Source organism: Bradyrhizobium sp., from assembly GCF_047605465.1.
Taxonomy (GTDB): domain Bacteria; phylum Pseudomonadota; class Alphaproteobacteria; order Rhizobiales; family Xanthobacteraceae; genus Bradyrhizobium.
This window is the reverse complement of record NZ_JASGFS010000028.1, coordinates 1-16,631: the sequence shown is the minus strand read 5'-3', so window position 1 is coordinate 16,631 and position 16,631 is coordinate 1. Positions and strand designations below refer to the sequence as shown.

General features: G+C 64.3%; 12 protein-coding genes, 1 tRNA gene and 1 pseudogene. 11 read left to right on the top strand and 3 right to left on the bottom strand.

Annotation, left to right across the window (positions count from 1 at the left end):
* Nucleotides 1-6 precede the first annotated feature (6 nt).
* The 3 genes and pseudogenes from QM712_RS20645 (at nucleotide 7) to QM712_RS20635 (ending at nucleotide 1,761) form a co-directional block, all read left to right on the top strand.
* Nucleotides 7-483, top strand: a complete 477-nt coding sequence (locus QM712_RS20645) for a hypothetical protein (RefSeq protein ID WP_415024983.1) — start codon at nucleotides 7-9, stop codon at nucleotides 481-483.
* A gap of 77 nt (nucleotides 484-560) precedes the next feature.
* Nucleotides 561-1,366, top strand: a pseudogene (locus QM712_RS20640) (DUF7007 domain-containing protein).
* Nucleotides 1,363-1,761: a hypothetical protein gene (locus QM712_RS20635; RefSeq protein ID WP_415024982.1), complete on the top strand. Its 399-nt coding sequence runs from the start codon at nucleotides 1,363-1,365 to the stop codon at nucleotides 1,759-1,761. Before QM712_RS20640 ends, QM712_RS20635 begins: the two are co-directional and overlap by 4 nt.
* A 439-nt stretch (nucleotides 1,762-2,200) precedes the next feature.
* Here the strand turns inward: QM712_RS20635 and QM712_RS20630 are convergent, their stop codons facing one another.
* Nucleotides 2,201-2,377, bottom strand: coding sequence for a hypothetical protein (locus tag QM712_RS20630; RefSeq protein ID WP_415024981.1), 177 nt, complete (start codon nucleotides 2,375-2,377; stop codon nucleotides 2,201-2,203).
* Between the two features lie 33 nt (nucleotides 2,378-2,410).
* Here QM712_RS20630 and hemA (QM712_RS20625) point away from each other — a divergent pair, with 33 nt between their 5' ends.
* From hemA (QM712_RS20625) to QM712_RS20600, 6 genes are all read left to right on the top strand, one after another.
* Entirely contained in the window at nucleotides 2,411-3,625 is a 1,215-nt protein-coding gene (gene hemA / locus QM712_RS20625; RefSeq protein WP_415024980.1) for a 5-aminolevulinate synthase, read from the top strand.
* A gap of 277 nt (nucleotides 3,626-3,902) precedes the next feature.
* Nucleotides 3,903-5,117, top strand: a complete 1,215-nt coding sequence (gene hemA, locus QM712_RS20620; protein ID WP_415024979.1) for a 5-aminolevulinate synthase — start codon at nucleotides 3,903-3,905, stop codon at nucleotides 5,115-5,117.
* Nucleotides 5,118-6,165: 1,048 nt separating this feature from the next.
* Nucleotides 6,166-6,975 carry an AraC family transcriptional regulator gene (locus tag QM712_RS20615; RefSeq protein WP_415024978.1) on the top strand — a complete coding sequence of 270 codons (810 nt, stop codon included), beginning with the start codon at nucleotides 6,166-6,168 and terminating at the stop codon, nucleotides 6,973-6,975.
* Between the two features lie 325 nt (nucleotides 6,976-7,300).
* Nucleotides 7,301-7,376 (top strand) — tRNA-Cys (locus QM712_RS20610).
* 178 nt (nucleotides 7,377-7,554) lie between these two features.
* Nucleotides 7,555-8,172 (top strand): biliverdin-producing heme oxygenase, encoded by a 618-nt coding sequence (locus QM712_RS20605; RefSeq protein ID WP_415024977.1) that lies wholly within the window; start codon nucleotides 7,555-7,557, stop codon nucleotides 8,170-8,172.
* A gap of 545 nt (nucleotides 8,173-8,717) precedes the next feature.
* Nucleotides 8,718-9,068 carry a hypothetical protein gene (locus tag QM712_RS20600; protein ID WP_415024976.1) on the top strand — a complete coding sequence of 117 codons (351 nt, stop codon included), beginning with the start codon at nucleotides 8,718-8,720 and terminating at the stop codon, nucleotides 9,066-9,068.
* Nucleotides 9,069-9,525: 457 nt separating this feature from the next.
* Here QM712_RS20600 and QM712_RS20595 read toward each other — a convergent pair whose 3' ends face one another.
* Both QM712_RS20595 and QM712_RS20590 read right to left on the bottom strand, forming a co-directional pair.
* Complete coding sequence (locus tag QM712_RS20595) at nucleotides 9,526-10,146, bottom strand: biliverdin-producing heme oxygenase (RefSeq protein WP_415024975.1); 621 nt, start codon at nucleotides 10,144-10,146, stop codon at nucleotides 9,526-9,528.
* A gap of 244 nt (nucleotides 10,147-10,390) precedes the next feature.
* Entirely contained in the window at nucleotides 10,391-10,735 is a 345-nt protein-coding gene (locus tag QM712_RS20590; RefSeq protein ID WP_415024974.1) for a hypothetical protein, read from the bottom strand.
* 161 nt (nucleotides 10,736-10,896) lie between these two features.
* Between QM712_RS20590 and QM712_RS20585 the strand changes: the two genes are divergently transcribed.
* Nucleotides 10,897-15,945 carry a beta strand repeat-containing protein gene (locus QM712_RS20585; protein WP_415024973.1) on the top strand — a complete coding sequence of 1,683 codons (5,049 nt, stop codon included), beginning with the start codon at nucleotides 10,897-10,899 and terminating at the stop codon, nucleotides 15,943-15,945.
* A gap of 33 nt (nucleotides 15,946-15,978) precedes the next feature.
* Nucleotides 15,979-16,631, top strand: a 653-nt coding sequence (locus QM712_RS20580; protein WP_415024972.1) for an autotransporter-associated beta strand repeat-containing protein, incomplete at its 3' end; no start/stop codon positions are given.

The window sequence follows — 16,631 nt, the reverse complement described above, 5'->3', positions numbered from 1 at the left end:
GACACCATGTCCGCACATACCATCTTCGACAATGCACCGATCGGGTCGCTGATCGCCTGGTCCGACGGATCGCCGCAGCCACCGGCGCGCTTCAACAAAAAGCTCGGCGCCTGGCGGACCAACAACAGCCGGGGCCGCCTGATCCGCAAACAGGGCGCGCGCGGTATCGGAAACATCTCGCTGTCCGCATGCTTCACGCTGCACGAGGGAGACTACGGCGCCGCCGGCGTCATCGCGATCCGCATCCACCGGACGTTCTCGCTCGACTCGCGACTGTCTTTCACCGTCGTCGCACGCCCGGCGCTCGGATCGGTCCGCGTGTTCGACCGTGCTGGCGACGACGCCGAGCTCGTCTACCTTGCGACCAACGAGGCTGACGCGCGCGAGTGGCTGACACGCCACGGTTATCCGCGCGCCGTGCTCCAGGAGGTGACCGCCGACGAGGTCGGTGCCGATATCGTCGAGGGGAGGACCGCGGCGTGAGCACTTCCCGTCCTGTTCGCTCCCAGATCGAGACCCCCGGATTTCCGGGGGTTTTTTTCGGCCGCAGCGCCGACGGCATGCCTGTCGCGCTGGTCGGCGACACCGCCTTCGCCATGGCGATGGCGCGTGGCGATCGACACTATCTCGTCACCGCCTGGCGCCTCGGGCGTCCAATGGGCGAATGGACGCGCGACGATTCTACGGACATTCCGGCGAGCTTGCCGACGAAGCGGCGTTTCGGGCACGCGTGCTCGAAAACGCCGAGCACCAGCGCGAGCGCAAGAAGCTCAACCGTGTCGAGGAATACTCGCGTGTCCCTACGCCGTGGGGCTCCTCGCAGGGCGCAACCGTCTATGCCGAGGGCGTGGCGGCGCATTCGACGGCCGGACATGGCGGCTTCAAGCTCTCGGCTGACCGCAACCGCAAGGTCCATCCGATGTTGCGCTCGCTCGGCGGCTGGTACGAGGAGGATGCTGCGTGGGCGATCGTCGCGATCACCTTTCCGCATCTCTTCACCGCCTTCGAACGTCGCTGTGCCGAGCGCACCATCAAGGACTCCTGGCCGGATGCCTGGGAGGCGATCTTTGGCACGATCCTGCAACCCGGCGAGTCCCGTGAGAAGGACCGGCGCGCTTTCGAGCGCGAGCATGCCGACCATTGGGTCGTCGCGTCGGCCATCACGTCGAAGCACGAGCCCGGCTTCGTCGAGGTCGTCGCCACGCTCGGCGGCAAGCGCGGCCCGGGGGTCGAGGAGCGCCGCTTCCTCGTCCCTTCGGGGGAGTACAGCATCGGCCACTTCGGCTTCGTGGTCGATCCGGCTCGACACCAGGTCTATGGCGGGCCGTCCGACTTCATCGGCTGGCAGCCGGGGAGGGCGCCATGACACCCGATCCCGAAGGTCGTCTTCTGCTCGATCGCATGGAGGACGCGCGGCGTCAGACGCAGCGGCAGCTCAACATGATCGACCGCGAGATCACGCGACGGATGACGGCCGCGATACCGTCGCTTGGTGAAAAGCATGCGCACTATCGGCGTAGCAGGCCGCCCGACGCCCGCGCATTTCTTGCGCGATATCGCGCGACACTGGCGGCCCTCACCGGCGAGCGCCAAACGGAAATCGACGCTCTATCGCGCAAGCTCGCATGGCAGGACGATGCCATCAGGGCCCTGCGCGAACGCCTCGGCCTCGATCATGACGCGCCAGCCGAGTCCTGCCGCCCGCCATCCCGGCGTCGGTGTCGTTTACGCACTCGCCTGAAGGAGACGACGTCCGCATGACTCTCTCCGACAGGGCGGAAATCGTGACGCCCATCACCCGCTTCGATGGCTCACGATGCTGCACCATCATGTCGATAGCGAACCCGTTGCGATGCCGAGTTGTTCGGGCCGCGCCCGATCTCATTGCAATGTCCAAGGTCGGCGTTACGGCATAACGGCTGGCGTAACTGACTCTTAACTTCAAGTCAGCGTTTCCCGACAGCGATGATCAATTCTGATCACGGCGTGTGACGTCCCCAAAAGTACTTGTTTTCCAACGCGCCGATCGCGCGTCCCTCAGAACCTTGGGGCTTTGTCATGCGTTCCTCAGCACTATCAACGGTCACGGTCAATACGCAGAAGCGGCTCGCGTTCAGATATCCCAGTCAGCGCCGTCTCCGATCAGAACCGGCCCGTCGGAATCCTCATCGTCAGTGAGACCGTCACGCCACGCCGCCGCTCAACGCCGCCGCGTGACATCGATGTCGATGAAGTAATCGCCGACCTCAAAGAAAATCCTCGCTGCGCGACGACGCAGCGTGCGCAGGACCGCGCGCTTTTCGCGGTGAACGCACAGCCCTTTGAGGAAGCCGCACTTGCCGGCCGCATCCGAGCGCTCCGCCGCATCCGCCGACAACCAAGGAAGTGTTTCACAGCAGCGGACCTTGTCATGGATTTCGAAACATACTTCAACGCCGCGCTGCAGTCCTTGGATCAGGAGGGGCGCTCCCGCGTGATTGCCGATCTGGCACGCCATCAGGCTGACCTGCCGCATGTGACGCGGCAAACGGCGGCCGGCGAGCAGAAGGTGACCATCTGGTGCTCTAACGATTACCTCGGCATGGGTCAGCATCCCAACGTGATCGAAGCCATGCGGGAGGCCGTTGATTACTGTAGCGTCCGCAGCAGGCGCGCGGGGCGCATCTGGGAAGCTACTCACTATCATGTCATGCTCGAGCGGGAACTCGCCAATCTGCATGGCAAGCAAGCCGCGCTGGTCTTCACGTCGGCTTATGCGGCGAGCTGGGCGACATTGGGAATGCTCGGCACCAAGCTTTCAAACCTCATCATCTTTTTCGACGCCTTGACCGATGCTTTCATAATGGACGGCGTTCGCTGTGCGAGATGCCGGAAGGTCGCGTGGCGTCATAATGACGTCGACGACCTTGAGGCGAAGCTTGCGGCAGCGGATCCGGCGGCCCCGAAGCTGATCGCCTTCGAGTCGATCTATGCGATGAACGGAGACGTCGCTCCTATTCAGAAGATCTGCGACCTGGCAGACAGATACAATGCCATAACCTATCTGGACGAAGCCCAAGCCGTCGGCATGTGCGGCCCGCGCGGCGCGGGTGTCGCAGACCGTGAGGGTTTGATGGATCGGTTGACCATCATTGAGGGCACGCTCGGAAAGGCTTTTGGCGTCATGGGCGGCTATATCGCGGCCTCGACTTACCTTTGTGATTTCATCCGCAGCTCCGCCTCCCGATTTATCCTCATGAGTTCGCTGCCTTCGGCAATTCCCGCCGGCGGCGTCGCCTCGATCCGGCACCTGAAAGCGAGCCCCGTCGAACGCATCATGCACCAGCAGCGCGTCCGCAAGCTCCGCCTGCTCCTTGATCACCAGGGCATTCCGCATGCGCGAAACGCCAGCCACCTCGTGCCCGTGATTGTCGGTGACGCTGTCAAATGCAAATCGATCTCGGATCAATTGCTCGATGACTTTGGCGTCTACGCCCTCCCCATCAACCATCCGGGCGAGCCGCAAAGGAGTGCGCGTCTCGGCATTACGCCAACGCTGTTGCATTCGGACGGCGATTTCGACCAACTGATTGACGCTCTGCATTCGCTTTTGTCGTCAGGCACACACGTCGACCTCGTCGCATGATCGACGGCACGACCCCAGGTGTCATTCGAGCGGGCACCTGCGGCGGCGACCGACGGCCATAACGAACCCTTAACTGCAAACCAGCGTTTCGCGGCCGCAATGATCAGTTCTGATCAGAGTGAGTGATGCTTCACAAAAGTATCGTTCCACCAGCCCGCGGATGGCGGCTCCGGACACATCCGGCTTCTCAAACGATCATATGACCGGTTGGCCGAGGACAATTATTGCCGGACCGGCCGACGACGGTCGAAACGATGTCAAAGCTTAGGGGCTCGTCATGGATTTCGAGGCTTATTTCAAGAGCGCGCTCGAGGCTCTGCGTCAGGAGGGTCTCTACCGCGTCTTTGCCGATCTGGAGCGCAATTGCGGTGACTTTCCCCGTGCCACGCGCCATACGACGTCAGGCGAACAGGACGTGACCGTCTGGTGCTCGAACGATTACCTCGGCATGGGTCAGCATCCCAAGGTGATCGACGCCATGCAGGAGGCCCTCGATCGTTGTGGCGCTGGCGCGGGAGGCACGCGGAATATTTCGGGCACCAACCACCACCATGTGTTGCTCGAGCGAGAGCTCGCCGATCTCCACGGCAAGGAATCCGCGCTCATCTTCACTTCCGGCTATATTTCGAACTGGGCAACCCTTGGAACGCTGGGCGCCAAAATCCCGGGCCTCATCATTTTTTCAGACGCAATGAACCACGCCTCGATGATCGAGGGCGTCCGATATTCGAGGTGCGAGCGGGTCGTGTGGCGACACAACGACATCGACGATCTCGCCGCCAAGCTGGCGGCTGCGGATCCGAATGCACCCAAGCTCATTGCGTTCGAATCCGTCTACTCGATGGACGGTGACATTGCGCCGATCAAGGACGTCTGCGACCTCGCCGACGAATATGGTGCCATGACCTATCTCGACGAGGTGCATGCCGTCGGCATGTACGGTCCGCGTGGCGGTGGCATCGCCGAGCGCGAGGGACTGATGAATCGTCTGACTATTATCGAAGGGACGCTCGGCAAGGCCTTCGGTGTCATGGGCGGCTATATCGCCGCCTCAGCGTCCCTCTGCGATTTCATCCGCTCCTTCGCCTCCGGCTTCATTTTCACGACGTCGCTGCCGCCAGCGATCGCGGCTGGCGCTGTGGCTTCGATCCAGCATCTGAAGGCGAGCCCGTTCGAGCGCATCCTCCATCAGGAGCGTGTCCGCAGGCTCCGCCAGCTGCTCGATCAGCGTGGCATTCCACACCTGCGCAACCCTAGCCACATTGTGCCCGTCATGGTCGGCGACGCGATCAAATGCAAAGCGATCGCGGATCAGTTGCTCGATGAGTTTGGGGTCTACGCGCAGCCGATCAACTATCCGACAGTGCCGAAAAAGACCGAACGGCTGCGCATCACGCCGACGCCGCTGCACTCGGATTCCGATATCGACCGGCTCGTCGTCGGACTGCACGCGCTTTGGTCGCGCTGTGCGCTCAACCGTCTGGTCGCGTGACGGCTGAGGCCCGCCGATTTGCCGGTCCGGCGGCACTCTTCCGCGCCCCGGGGCTGTAGTCCCTTCGTGAATCGCCTGGCCTTCGGGGGGCGCATGAGGCGAGGAGCAACCTCATTCCCGTTTTGACGTTGCGCCGGCGTCTCGACGACGTGCCTCACGTGTGGCCGGGCGGATCGCATGAGCGCCAGTCTGTTCGCAAGCGGCGACAGGAGCGTCATTGCGCTGTCTTGTCCGCCCACCATCCGGTCACGGCGCCCACCAGCCCCGCCAGCAAAACCATCGGGAGTGGGAACTACTCGGTGGTTCCCACCTAGCTTTGCCGAAAAGGCCGCTCTGAAAAACCAGATATGGCCCAGGCTCGGCAATCGTCGGCTGGAAGCCATCCTCTCGCCCAGGACGATCGATCGCGGCATCTCACCCGCCCTGGAACCGAACCAGCCTCGCCACGACGACAAAGGCCACGGCTTCAGATGGTCACTTCTGATCATGCGCCACGGTGAACGCCAGACTACGGATTCGTGAGCAAGAGCGCTTGAATCGGAATGGGAGGAGTTTGCGTTGGAAGCTCGCGGCGTAAATGGCGATCTCGCTTCGATCAACGCAATCCTGCCCGACGCGTCGAACTCGTCGTTCTTGCTTGAACGGACGTCGGCCAAGCGGGCGGTGCTGAGTTGAGTCCCGCGCACACCTCGCCGGCGTCAAAAGCCTCCCGTACCGCGGGAGCAATGGCGCAGGGTGCTGGCCTCCAGCCCCTCAGCACCCTGCGCCCCGTTCTCACGACGCCCGCTGCCGCAGGCGCTGTTCTGGGCGAGTCCGCCATTCTGGGGGCTTGCGTTTTGTCCCCACGGCCAACCGAGCCTTCGCCCTTCACCTCACAGGACAGAGACCGGGTAAGTGCGTTCAATCGCTGATGCCGATCTTAGCTTTCGCGTTTTTGGCGCGCCGCGGCATGCCGTTGGCGGCCAGTTCGAGACGATCGCGCCCGGCTCCGCATCTTGCACATTGGCCCAAGAAAATCTGTCGTCGCCCATGACCAATCGGTGTCGTCATGCCTTGGCTTGACACACTCGACTCCTTCGATCCCGACGCGCTCAACCAGCTTGTTGTCGGCGTTGCTGCCGACGTCAGATGTCGCGATGGCGGTGACCACAAGCACCGCATGGGGCAGCTGCTGTTCATCCATCACGGCTACATTCGCCTCTATCTCGACGAACTCCGCTGGATGTGCATGTTGCCGCCGGGGCGGGCGGCCTGGATCCCCGCAGGGATGATCCACCGTACGCGGGTGGCCCGGATGGTCGGATATCGCTCCGTTTGGTTCGATCCGGGGATCGACGAGACGCTCCCCGATCAACCGCGAGTCTTTGCAATAAACGGCCTTCTCGGCGCGGCGCTCGAACGTATTGCAGCGGCACCTTTGACGACGGACTGGACGAGCGGCAAATGGACTCACCTCTTGGCGCTGGCGGCGTCCGAGATTATCGAAGCGCCGGACGAGCAAATGATTCTGCCGCTCCCTCGCGACCCGCGCATCGGGCTGTCGCCTGATCAATTCGAAGACCTGCCGCCCACGCTCGAGGAGTTTACCGCGCGTCGGGGCGCCAGCGTGAGAACCATCGGTCGCATTTTCCAGCGCGAGACCGGGATGGCCTATCAGCAGTGGCGGCAGCGCTGGCGGCTCATCCGCGCCATCGAAATGTTGAGTAGCAATTACAGAACGACGGATGTCGCTACCTCACTCCGGTTTGCCAGCGATAGCGCGTTCTGCAGCTTCTTTAAAGGCATGACTGGCCAGACGCCGAGAGCCTTCCGGGCGGCCGGGCCACCGAACCACGAGGCACGGGCTCAAAGCGGTTGACTGCGCGAACCCGCCGACTCTGGCCAGAGGAGCCGCGTTGTCGCGCCGCCGCGGCAGGACCTCCCGGTGCTGACGAAGCGGCGCCGGACCGGGACGCGATATGGCCGACTTCATGGATTTCATGACGCGATCATTGTGATGGGCCGTGGCTTGGTCCTTTATCAATGCTGAGTTGCCGCGTCTCCGAGCTGCGTTCGCGGAACCGGGCGGCCGGTGCGACTGAAGCGGCGCGTTCGATGCCGCGCAACGGCTGCCCGGCGTCACGGCATTATTGGCATTGCAAACGACGGGAAGTCCTTTGGCAGCCTCGAAACGGAGACCGCCTGGCCTCGTGGCGGAGTGGTTACGCGGGGGACTGCAAATCCCCACAGCTCTGGTTCAAATCCGGGGCGAGGCCTCCATCATCCTTTCAACGCGAGACATTGCGATGCGTTATCCGCCGCCGCCGAGCTGGGACCCCGCTTCCTCCGGAGACACCCCAGACCGACGCGCCTCGGTCGAGAAGACCGGGCGACGCGCATGCGCCCAACGACATGTCGCTCACCGCCTTCGATTTCACCTCGGGCCAAGAAGAACAAAATGACCGTAGTCGAAGGCGACCCACGTCTTGAAACGAGCCGCGTCAAGCGGCTGGTTACCGCAACGAGCGGTCAGCACGAGCGGCTTGATGCATCGATTCGGGCCGCGCAGCCCTTCGCCAATCGTGAACGCTATGGATGCTTGCTCAAGATCCAGCATCAATTTCATCACGAGCTCGACACGCTCAATGTCGAGTCCCGGCTTAGCCAGCTGATTCCGAACCTCGCCGACGAAGCGCGGCTGCGACTGATCGAGCAGGACCTGCTCGATCTCGGGCTCGATCCCGCCGTCGTCATCACTGAGCCTCGTTTCGATTCAGCCAGCATTGACGTGCCGACGGCGCTGGGCTGGCTCTGTGTCGCCGAGGGCTCCAAGCTCGGTGCGGCAATCCTGCTGAATTGGGCCAAAGCGCTAGGGCTCTCCGAAACCTTTGGCGCACGGCATCTCGCCGCCGCTCCCGAGGGGCGTGGTCTGCGTTGGAAGACGTTCACAGCCGCATTCGACGCTGTCGAGCTCTCCGACGCCGAGGACGAACGCGTGATTGCAGGTGGCCGCGCCGCATTCTCCCGCTTCCAAGAACTCGTCGACACCTTTCTCGCTCCGACCTCTCAACAGTGAGAAACGCGGCACGCACCAGACCATTGAGTCGACCGGATCAGGGCGGCTGCTATTGCCGCCTGTGAACGCCCGTGCGGTTGCCGTCGACGCGGCTCACCGGCGCTGTTTTCCTGATTGTGAGGGATCAATCGTTCGACCCATCGCATGCGATGCATTCTGATTCCGTGAGGGCTGCAAGTCCTGCCCTCGGAATGGCCGATTCCATGAGATGGATGGCCCAATGTTTGTGATCGGTCAGAGCCGATTAGATTAAACCGAAGTCGGTGCCGAATTTCAGACATGCGATGAGCTTGCCTGCCGGAGCGCCCCTCGCGAAGCAGCGCATGGGCACGCCGTTTCAACGTCGCGCGCGTTGCAACGGCATCCTCAGGACCTCTCCGCACCAGATCCAGCACCCGTCCCTCCGAGCGCGCGTGGTGACCCTACGGCATCGGGCGGGACGATCGTCAACCCAGGGAGCGTTTAGGCAACGGGGCAGGGCGCAGCAGTCCCTGCAAAACCACGCTCAGCTGTCTGTTTCGCGCTCTCATAAAGGCGGATTTCGGATGAAGAAGAAGCAAGCATCGCAAGTCCTCCGGCCTGTCCCACAAGCAGATCAGCCGGCAACGAAGACCCAGATCGCGGTGATTGATCCAGACAATGTCCAGGAAACACTGACGATCGGACCTTACAACGCGACGATCACCTCCAACATGGTGACGCTGACATTCACCCATACGCGTCTCGATATCGCGAATTTGATGAAGGAGGCGCCGGCGCTCGTCCCTGTCAACGTGGTCCGGGCGCGCCTCGTGATGCCGATCGGCAGCGTTCGCAATTTGATCGCGACCTTGGGGGAGATCGTCAAACGCGCCGATGCCGAGAATAACTCGACACAAAGCAAGAGCGCCCACTGAGTAGCGCGCCGTGCTGGCCGCCGAGGCCTCGTCGAGGCGATTCGAGGCTGGGGATGGATGGTCTCAGTCCAACCGTGCTGCGCAGTGAGCGATCCGCGCCTGAATCGGCGGCTTTGCGATATTACCGGGAAAAGGACGCCAACCCGTCTCGACCGAAGCCTGTCAATGTCGTGCACATCAACGCTGCGGAGCCAGGGTGCGGCGCGGCCCGCAGCGTTGATGGTACACGGGCCAAGGTTAGTAACGGCATGCGGGCGTTCGTCCCTGGCGGCTTTTTAGATAGTATTACTGCGACGACTTCGTGCGCGTCATAAGCTCTCGGTCATTCTATTTATGAAATCCGCCAGCGTGGGAGCGCGTGGCGCGGTCGATCCCGCAACGGCCTTTTCTCGGCGAGCAGCGACAGGACGCGATCGTCTATCGGGCGGTGCATGGTTGCGACCGCGTCCCCGAGACGTCACGTCGAGGGGATCCGCGGCAGAAGCTCGTCCGCAAGTCCCTGGGCGCGGGCAAAGGCCGCGCGTGCCCCGGCGAGGACCCGCAGTTCCTCGATATTGGAGAGCTGCACCGCGTCGACGGCGTCCGTAAATGTCGTCCAGTCGAGCCCATTTTGCCCGGATGCGGGCGCGAGATGACTCGCGCCAAAGGACTCCGACAGGTCAAGCCGCTTCGTCAACTTCAGGAGGAAGGCCGCGCCGAGCTTGGAGCCCTCGACGACACAGAGCCACCCGAGCGCGGTTGGCACATCGATCGTGGCCGCGCCATCGAATTGAGGCACCGACATGTCCTCGGCCGGATCGAGCCCGAGATCGAGCAGATCGTGCTCGATCGCCCTCAGGCGCGGCTGATCGGCGAGGTGCGGGATCAACCGGCCAAGCCTTGGATCGCGATAGAGCGCGTCGACATCAGCATGAAAATGATGCTGAGCTCTCAGGAAGCGACCATAGCGCTCGCGACTCGTGAGATATTCGGCAGCCCTGCTCAATGCATCGAGATGCCTGTCGTGTCCGGCGGTCGCGACGATCAGGCGTTTGACGCGGCTTGGCTCGAACTGCGCATTGAGAGTGCCTGTCGGCATGTTCGCTGTCCTGAAGACGCGGTTGCAACGATCTGAAAGGAAGTCCTGCCGCCGCCCGAGATGCCGCTGTCGGCATCACCTTCAAAATGAGATGCCTGTCTGCCTCGATCCGGCTCGCGATTGCGAATTCTCAAGAGCATGGCGACCTGTCCTGGGACGGTGTTCGACACACCGATGATGTCGGTTGTCGCAGAAGCCAGCACCGTCGGTCACAAAGCCTGCGCCACGAAACTCGCAAAATCGGTCAAGCGACTGGATACATCATCAACACCGTCTGCGACGCCGCCACCACGCCGGCCTGCGCAGTGGCAAGGCGCTCAGGATCGCCGGCAAGACTGCCGAGATCCCGCGAGGCTTTCAGATCTCGGTTTCGCTCAATGATGTCGCGACTGGTTCCGACAGGCGCGGGACGCCCAATCGAGAAACCACAACCCATCGCCGCAAAGTCGTATCGGCGCCCCCCGACAAGGGGGAGATCTGTGCAAACGGTTCTCGGCCCCGTCACGTGCATCGCCTCGGTCAGGCCGAAGCCGCATGCGAGCTCGAACAGCGCAGCGGGAACCGCGGTGCCGCAAAGCGGCAGGCGCATAATCGCTTAGTCGCTCAGGGGCAGTGGTCGATAAGCGTCTTACGCCGTGTTCTCGCACGCCGGTCCAGCTCATGCACGCGTGCGCGTCGAGCGCACGGCACTGGGCCAGTCGTGGAGTCAGTGTTTCCTGGCAGTGGGAAGTTCGGAGGAGCCCGCGGCCTATGGTCAGTTCTGATCATGTCGGCGCTGCCTTGTCCCGCTACTCGAATTCGTTTGTGGAGGACTTAAGCGGGGGCGGTATTTTGGATATCAAGCAGACCATGAGGCGCGTGGCCCTCGCCGCGCGGCTGTTGCTTGCCCTCGGCACTTGCCTCGTCCCCGCGTCCCACGCGCTGGCCCAGAACTACTCGGGAAACGACACGACCAGCGGTCCCTTTGCGAGCGGCCAACAGAATTTCTACCAAAACAGCGCGTTCAACGCGTCGACCGCGAACGCCGCCACCGGCGGGATGCAGATTTTTTACCACAGCAGCACGCTGAACGCCTCCGTCGCCAACGCGATCAGCGGCGGGATGCAGATTTTCTACGACAGCAGCGTCCTCAACGCCTCGCTGGCACATGCCGTCAGCGGCGGGACCCAGACTTTCTACGGCGGCACCCTCAACGCGACAGCAGCAGACGCCGTCAGCGGCGGTCAGCAGCTCTTCTACAATAGCGTCGCACTCAACGCATCGACGGCAGGCGCCATCAGTGGCGGGACGCAGAATTTTCACGACAGCAGCACGCTGAACGCCTCAATCGCCAATGCCATCGCCAGCGGGACCCAGATTTTCTACAACTCCAGCACGCTGAACGCATCCGCCGCAAACGCCGTGAGCGGCGGGGCCCAGACTATCTACGACAACAGCCGGCTCAACGCTTCCGCGGCGAACGCCGTCAGCGGCGGGACACAGACTTTCTACGACCACGGCATCCTCAACGCATCGGTGGCGGACGCCGTCAGCGGCGGGACACAGAATTTCAACGCCACCAGCACGCTCAACGCGACGGCGGCAAACGCCATTAGCGGCGGGACCCAGACCTTCATCAATTTCACAACGCTCAACGCAACGGCGGCGAACGCGGTTAGCGGAGGGACCCAATATTTCTACGACGAGGGCTGGCTCAACGCGACGGCAGCAAACGCCGTTAGCGGCGGGACCCAGAATTTCAGCGGAGACACCGCTCTCGCCGCGTCGGTGGCGAACGCGGTCAGCGACGGAACCCAGAATTTCTCTGGCAACAGCTTCCTCGACGCGAAGGCGGCGGGCGCCATCGGCGGAGGGACGCAGACTTTCAACGACACCAGCTTCCTCAAAGCAGCGGCGTCCAACGGCGTGAACGGCGGCACCCAGACTTTCCGCGACAACAGCGCGCTGAACGCGTCGGTCGCCGATGCTGTCAGCGACGGAACCCAGAATTTTTACGACAACAGCACGCTCAACGCGACGGCGGCAGACGCCGTCACCGGCGGGACCCAGACTTTTAACAACAGCAGCCTGCTCATCGCGTCGGTCGCCAACGCCGTTAGAGACGGTACCCAGTATTTCTTCGACACCAGCACGCTCAACGCGTCGGCGGCGAACGCCCTCAGCGGCGGAACGCAGAGTTTCAGCGGCACCAGCACGCTCGACGCGTCGGTCGCCAACGCCGTCACCAACGGGGTCCAGCAGTTTTTCGAGAGCAGCAGGCTCAACGCCTTGGCGGCGAACGCCGTCCGCGGCGGGGAGCAGGTTTTCTACGACAGCAGCGCGCTCAACGCGTCGACGGCGAACGCCATCAGTGGTGGGAGACAGACTTTCATCTACACCAGCAAGCTCAACGCGTCGGCGGCCAACGCCGTCAGCGGCGGCACCCAGGCTTTCACCGACAGCAGCATCCTCAACGCGTCGGTCGCGAACGCCGTCAGCGGCGGGAAGCAGACTTTCTACAAGAATAGCACGCTTGACGTCCTCGCTGACAATGCGCTGACGACAGGGACGAATCTCCATTTCGACAATTCGCTCGGAGACGTTGGCGGTACGGTCAGGCTGAATGGCAACAGCACGACCGTCGGCGGCCTGACCAGCGACCAGACAGGCAGCGGCCAGATCGTCAATGGCGGCACCGCCGACGGGACCCTGACCATCGACACGTCGCGGGTCGGAGCGACCGTCTTCTCGGGCCTGATCGCGGACGGCGGCGCCGGGACACTGGCGCTCAAACTCACAGGCGGACAGCTCACTCTCGGGGGCACCGCCAACACCTATTCTGGCGGCACCTTCATCAATGGCGGCGTCCTGTCGGTCAGCTCGGACAGCAATCTCGGCGCTGCATCGGGCGGCCTCTCCCTCGACGGCGGCACGCTGGCGGCGACGGCGAGCTTCAACAGCTCGCGCTCGGTCACCTTGGGCGCGAGCGGCGGCAGTTTCGATGTCGCTTCCGGCGCGAGCCTCGGCCTCGGCGGCGCGGTCACCGGCGCCGGCGCTCTCACCAAGGTGGGCGCCGGCACGCTGACCCTGACCGGCGCCAACAGCTACACCGGCGGGACGTTCATCAATGGCGGCGTCCTGTCGGTCGCGGCTGACAACAGCCTCGGCGCCGCATCGGGCGGGCTCAACCTCGACGGCGGCACGCTGGCGGCGACGGCCAGCTTCAACAGCTCGCGCACGGTGACCCTCGGCATGAACGGCGGCAGCTTTGATCTCCGAAACGGGTCCGTCCAGCTCCATGGCACCGTCAAAGGCCCCGGCGATCTCATCAAGCGGGGCGCCGGCACCCTCTATCTCTATGGGGCCAATGCCTACGGCAATACGCAGATTGAGGCCGGTGAACTGATCGGCGATGCCGCATCGATCTCTGGCAATATCGGCAACGCCGGCACCCTCAACTTCGCCCAATTCGCCAACGCACGCTTCGCCGGCGACATCGCTGGCCTCGGCGGCGTCAACGGTACGGTGCGCAAAGGGGGCCTGGGCACGTTGACGCTGGCGGGCACGTCGTCGCTCGACTGGACTATCTACCAGGGCGGCGTGACTACGGCGGCGGGGCGCTTCTCCGGCAATGCAAGGATCGAGGCCGGCGCCTTCAACGCCACATTGACCTTCGACCAGGTCGGTGCCGAGACCTATGCCGGCGTGTTCTCCGGCGGCGGGGCCTTCGCAGTCACTGGCACCGGCAGTGTGCTGATGACCGGCGACAGCTCGGGCTTCGCCGGCGCCACCACCGTCACCGGCGCGACCGTGCTGGTCGGCGATGGCACGAGCGGCAAGCTCGGCGGATCGGTGTCGGTCGGATCGGGCGGCACGCTCGGCGGTGCGGGCACGGTCGGCTCCGGAACGGGCTCGCTGGTGACGATCGCCTCGGGGGGCACGCTCGCGGCGGGCGGCGCCAATGCCGCCGGCACGCTCACCGTCAACGGCGATCTCAGCCTCGCCGCTGGCTCGATCTCGCGCTTCCGGCTCAACACGCCTGGCCTGGCGGGCGGAAGCGGCGCCGCCGCCAACGATCTCGTCCACGTCAACGGCAACCTGACGCTCGGCGGCACGGTCGACGCCCGTGTCGCGGCGGCCGGCTATTACCGGCTGATCGAGTATGACGGTACCCTGACGGGCACCTATGCGAGCGGAACGGTGACCGGGACCGACACCTTCCAGCCGGCGACCAGCGTCGCCGACATCCGCTACAACACGCCCGGCCAGGTCAACCTGTCGGTCCTCGGCGCCGGCCAGACCATGCAGTTTTGGGACGGCGCGAACACGACGGCAAACGGCACCGTCGACGGCGGTGCCGGCACCTGGAGCAGCTTTGGCACCAACTGGACCACGAGCGACGGCAGCGCCAATAGCGGCTGGTCCGGCTCGGTCGGCGTCTTCGCCGGCACCGCCGGCACGGTGACGGTGCAGGGGACGCAGGCCTTCGACACCTTGCAGTTCTCGACCGATGGCTACCGGGTGCAGGGCGATGCGCTCTCGATCGCCGTCGCCGGCGGCGGCACGTTCAACATCGACAGGAATGTCACCACGACGATCGCCTCGGACATCGTCGACGGCGCCGGCAGCAGGCTGGTCAAGGCCGGTGACGGCACGCTGGTACTGACCGGCGCCAAGAGCTTCACCGGCGGAACGGCCATCAATGGCGGCGTGCTGTCGATCGCCGCCGACAACAGTCTCGGCGCGGCATCTGGGGGCCTGAGCCTCGACGGCGGCACGTTGCGAGCGACGACCGGCTTCGACACGTCGCGCACGGTCAGCCTGGGGGCCGGCGGCGGCACCTTCGATATCGCAGGCGGCGGGAGCCTCACCCTCAACGGCACGGTCAGCGGCCGCGGCGATCTCGTCAAGGCGGGAGCCGGCGATCTCATCCTCAATGGCAGCAATGCCTATGGCAATACGCGAGTCGAGGCCGGCACGCTGATCGGCAATGTTGCGTCGATCTCTGGCGACATTGCCGACGCCGGGAGGGTGGTCTTCGTACAGGCCGCCGATGCGGCCTTCGCCGGCAACATCGCCGGTCTCGGCGGCGTCAACGGCACGTTGTTCAAGCAGGGCTCTGGCACACTGACGTTGACCGGCACGTCGTCGCTCTTGTGGCAGATCAATGCCGGCGGGCTGGCGACGGCGGCGGGCCGCTTCACCGGCGATGCGCTGGTCATCAGCGGCGCCACATTGACCTTCGAGCAGAGCAGCGCCGACACCTATGCCGGCAGCCTCTCCGGGAGCGGCGCCTTCGCCGTCACTGGCGGCGGGAGCGTGCTGATGACCGGCGACAGTACAGACTTTTTCGGCACCACCACGGTGATCGGCGCGACGCTGCTGGTCGGCAATGCCACCGGCGGCAAGCTCGGCGGATCGGTGTCGGTCGGTTCGGGCGGCACGCTCGGCGGCGCCGGCACGGTCGGCTCGGGAGCGGGCTCGCTGGTGACGATCGCCTCCGGCGGCACGCTGGCGGCAGGCGGCGCCAATGCCGCCGGCACGCTCACCGTCAACGGCAACCTCACACTCGATGCCGGCTCGACCTCGCGCTTCCGGCTCAACACTCCCGGGTCTTCCGGCAACGATCGCGTCGTCGTCAGTGGCGACCTGACGCTCGGCGGGTCGCTCGATGCCCAGGTCGCCGCCGCCGGCTATTACCGGCTGTTCGACTATGGCGGCGCCCTGTCGGGAACCTTTGCGGATGGAACGGTGACCGGCACCGGTGGCTTCCTGCCGACGACCAGCGTTGCCGATCTCCACTACGACGTACCCGGCTAGGTCAACCTGTCGGTCCTCGGTGTCGGCCAGACCATGCAGTTCTGGGACGGCGCCGACACGACCGGGAACGGCCGTGTGGATGGCGGAGCCGGCACCTGGGGCAACTTCGGCAGCAACTGGACCACGAGCGACGGCAGCGCCAATGGCAGCTGGGCGGGCTCGGTCGGGATCTTCGCCGGCACGGCCGGCACGGTGACAGTGCAGGGTGTGCAGAGCTTCGACACGCTACAGTTCTCGACCGACGGCTACCGGCTCGAGGGCGATGCGCTGAAAATCGCGGTTGCCGGCGGCGGCACCTTCAACATCGACAGGGACGTCACCGCGACGATCGCCTCGGACATCGTCGACGGCGCCGGTAGCAGCCTGGTCAAGGCCGGCGACGGCACGCTGGTTCTCGAAGGCGCCAAGAGCTACAGCGGCGGGACGGCCATCAATGGCGGCGTGCTGTCGGTCGCGGCCGACAACAGTCTCGGCGCCGCATCGGGGGCCTTGAGCCTCAATGGCGGCACGCTGGCGGCGACGGCGAGCTTCGACAGCCTGCGCACGGTCACCCTCGGCACCGGCGGCGGCTTCGACGTGGCCTCTGGTGTGACCCTCGGCCTTCAGGGTTCGATCAGCGGCGCCGGCGATCTCCTCAAGCAGGGCGCCGGCACGCTCATCCTCGCTGGCGCCAATGCCTATGGCAA

Coding starts and splice junctions, on each gene's coding strand:
- QM712_RS20595 (WP_415024975.1), bottom strand. CDS start 10,146: ATGCCGACAGGCACTCTCAATGCGCAGTTCGAGCCAAGCCGCGTCAAA.
- hemA (WP_415024979.1), top strand. CDS start 3,903: ATGGATTTCGAGGCTTATTTCAAGAGCGCGCTCGAGGCTCTGCGTCAG.
- QM712_RS20600 (WP_415024976.1), top strand. CDS start 8,718: ATGAAGAAGAAGCAAGCATCGCAAGTCCTCCGGCCTGTCCCACAAGCA.
- hemA (WP_415024980.1), top strand. CDS start 2,411: ATGGATTTCGAAACATACTTCAACGCCGCGCTGCAGTCCTTGGATCAG.
- QM712_RS20615 (WP_415024978.1), top strand. CDS start 6,166: ATGCCTTGGCTTGACACACTCGACTCCTTCGATCCCGACGCGCTCAAC.
- QM712_RS20605 (WP_415024977.1), top strand. CDS start 7,555: ATGACCGTAGTCGAAGGCGACCCACGTCTTGAAACGAGCCGCGTCAAG.
- QM712_RS20590 (WP_415024974.1), bottom strand. CDS start 10,735: ATGCGCCTGCCGCTTTGCGGCACCGCGGTTCCCGCTGCGCTGTTCGAG.
- QM712_RS20635 (WP_415024982.1), top strand. CDS start 1,363: ATGACACCCGATCCCGAAGGTCGTCTTCTGCTCGATCGCATGGAGGAC.
- QM712_RS20645 (WP_415024983.1), top strand. CDS start 7: ATGTCCGCACATACCATCTTCGACAATGCACCGATCGGGTCGCTGATC.
- QM712_RS20585 (WP_415024973.1), top strand. CDS start 10,897: ATGGTCAGTTCTGATCATGTCGGCGCTGCCTTGTCCCGCTACTCGAAT.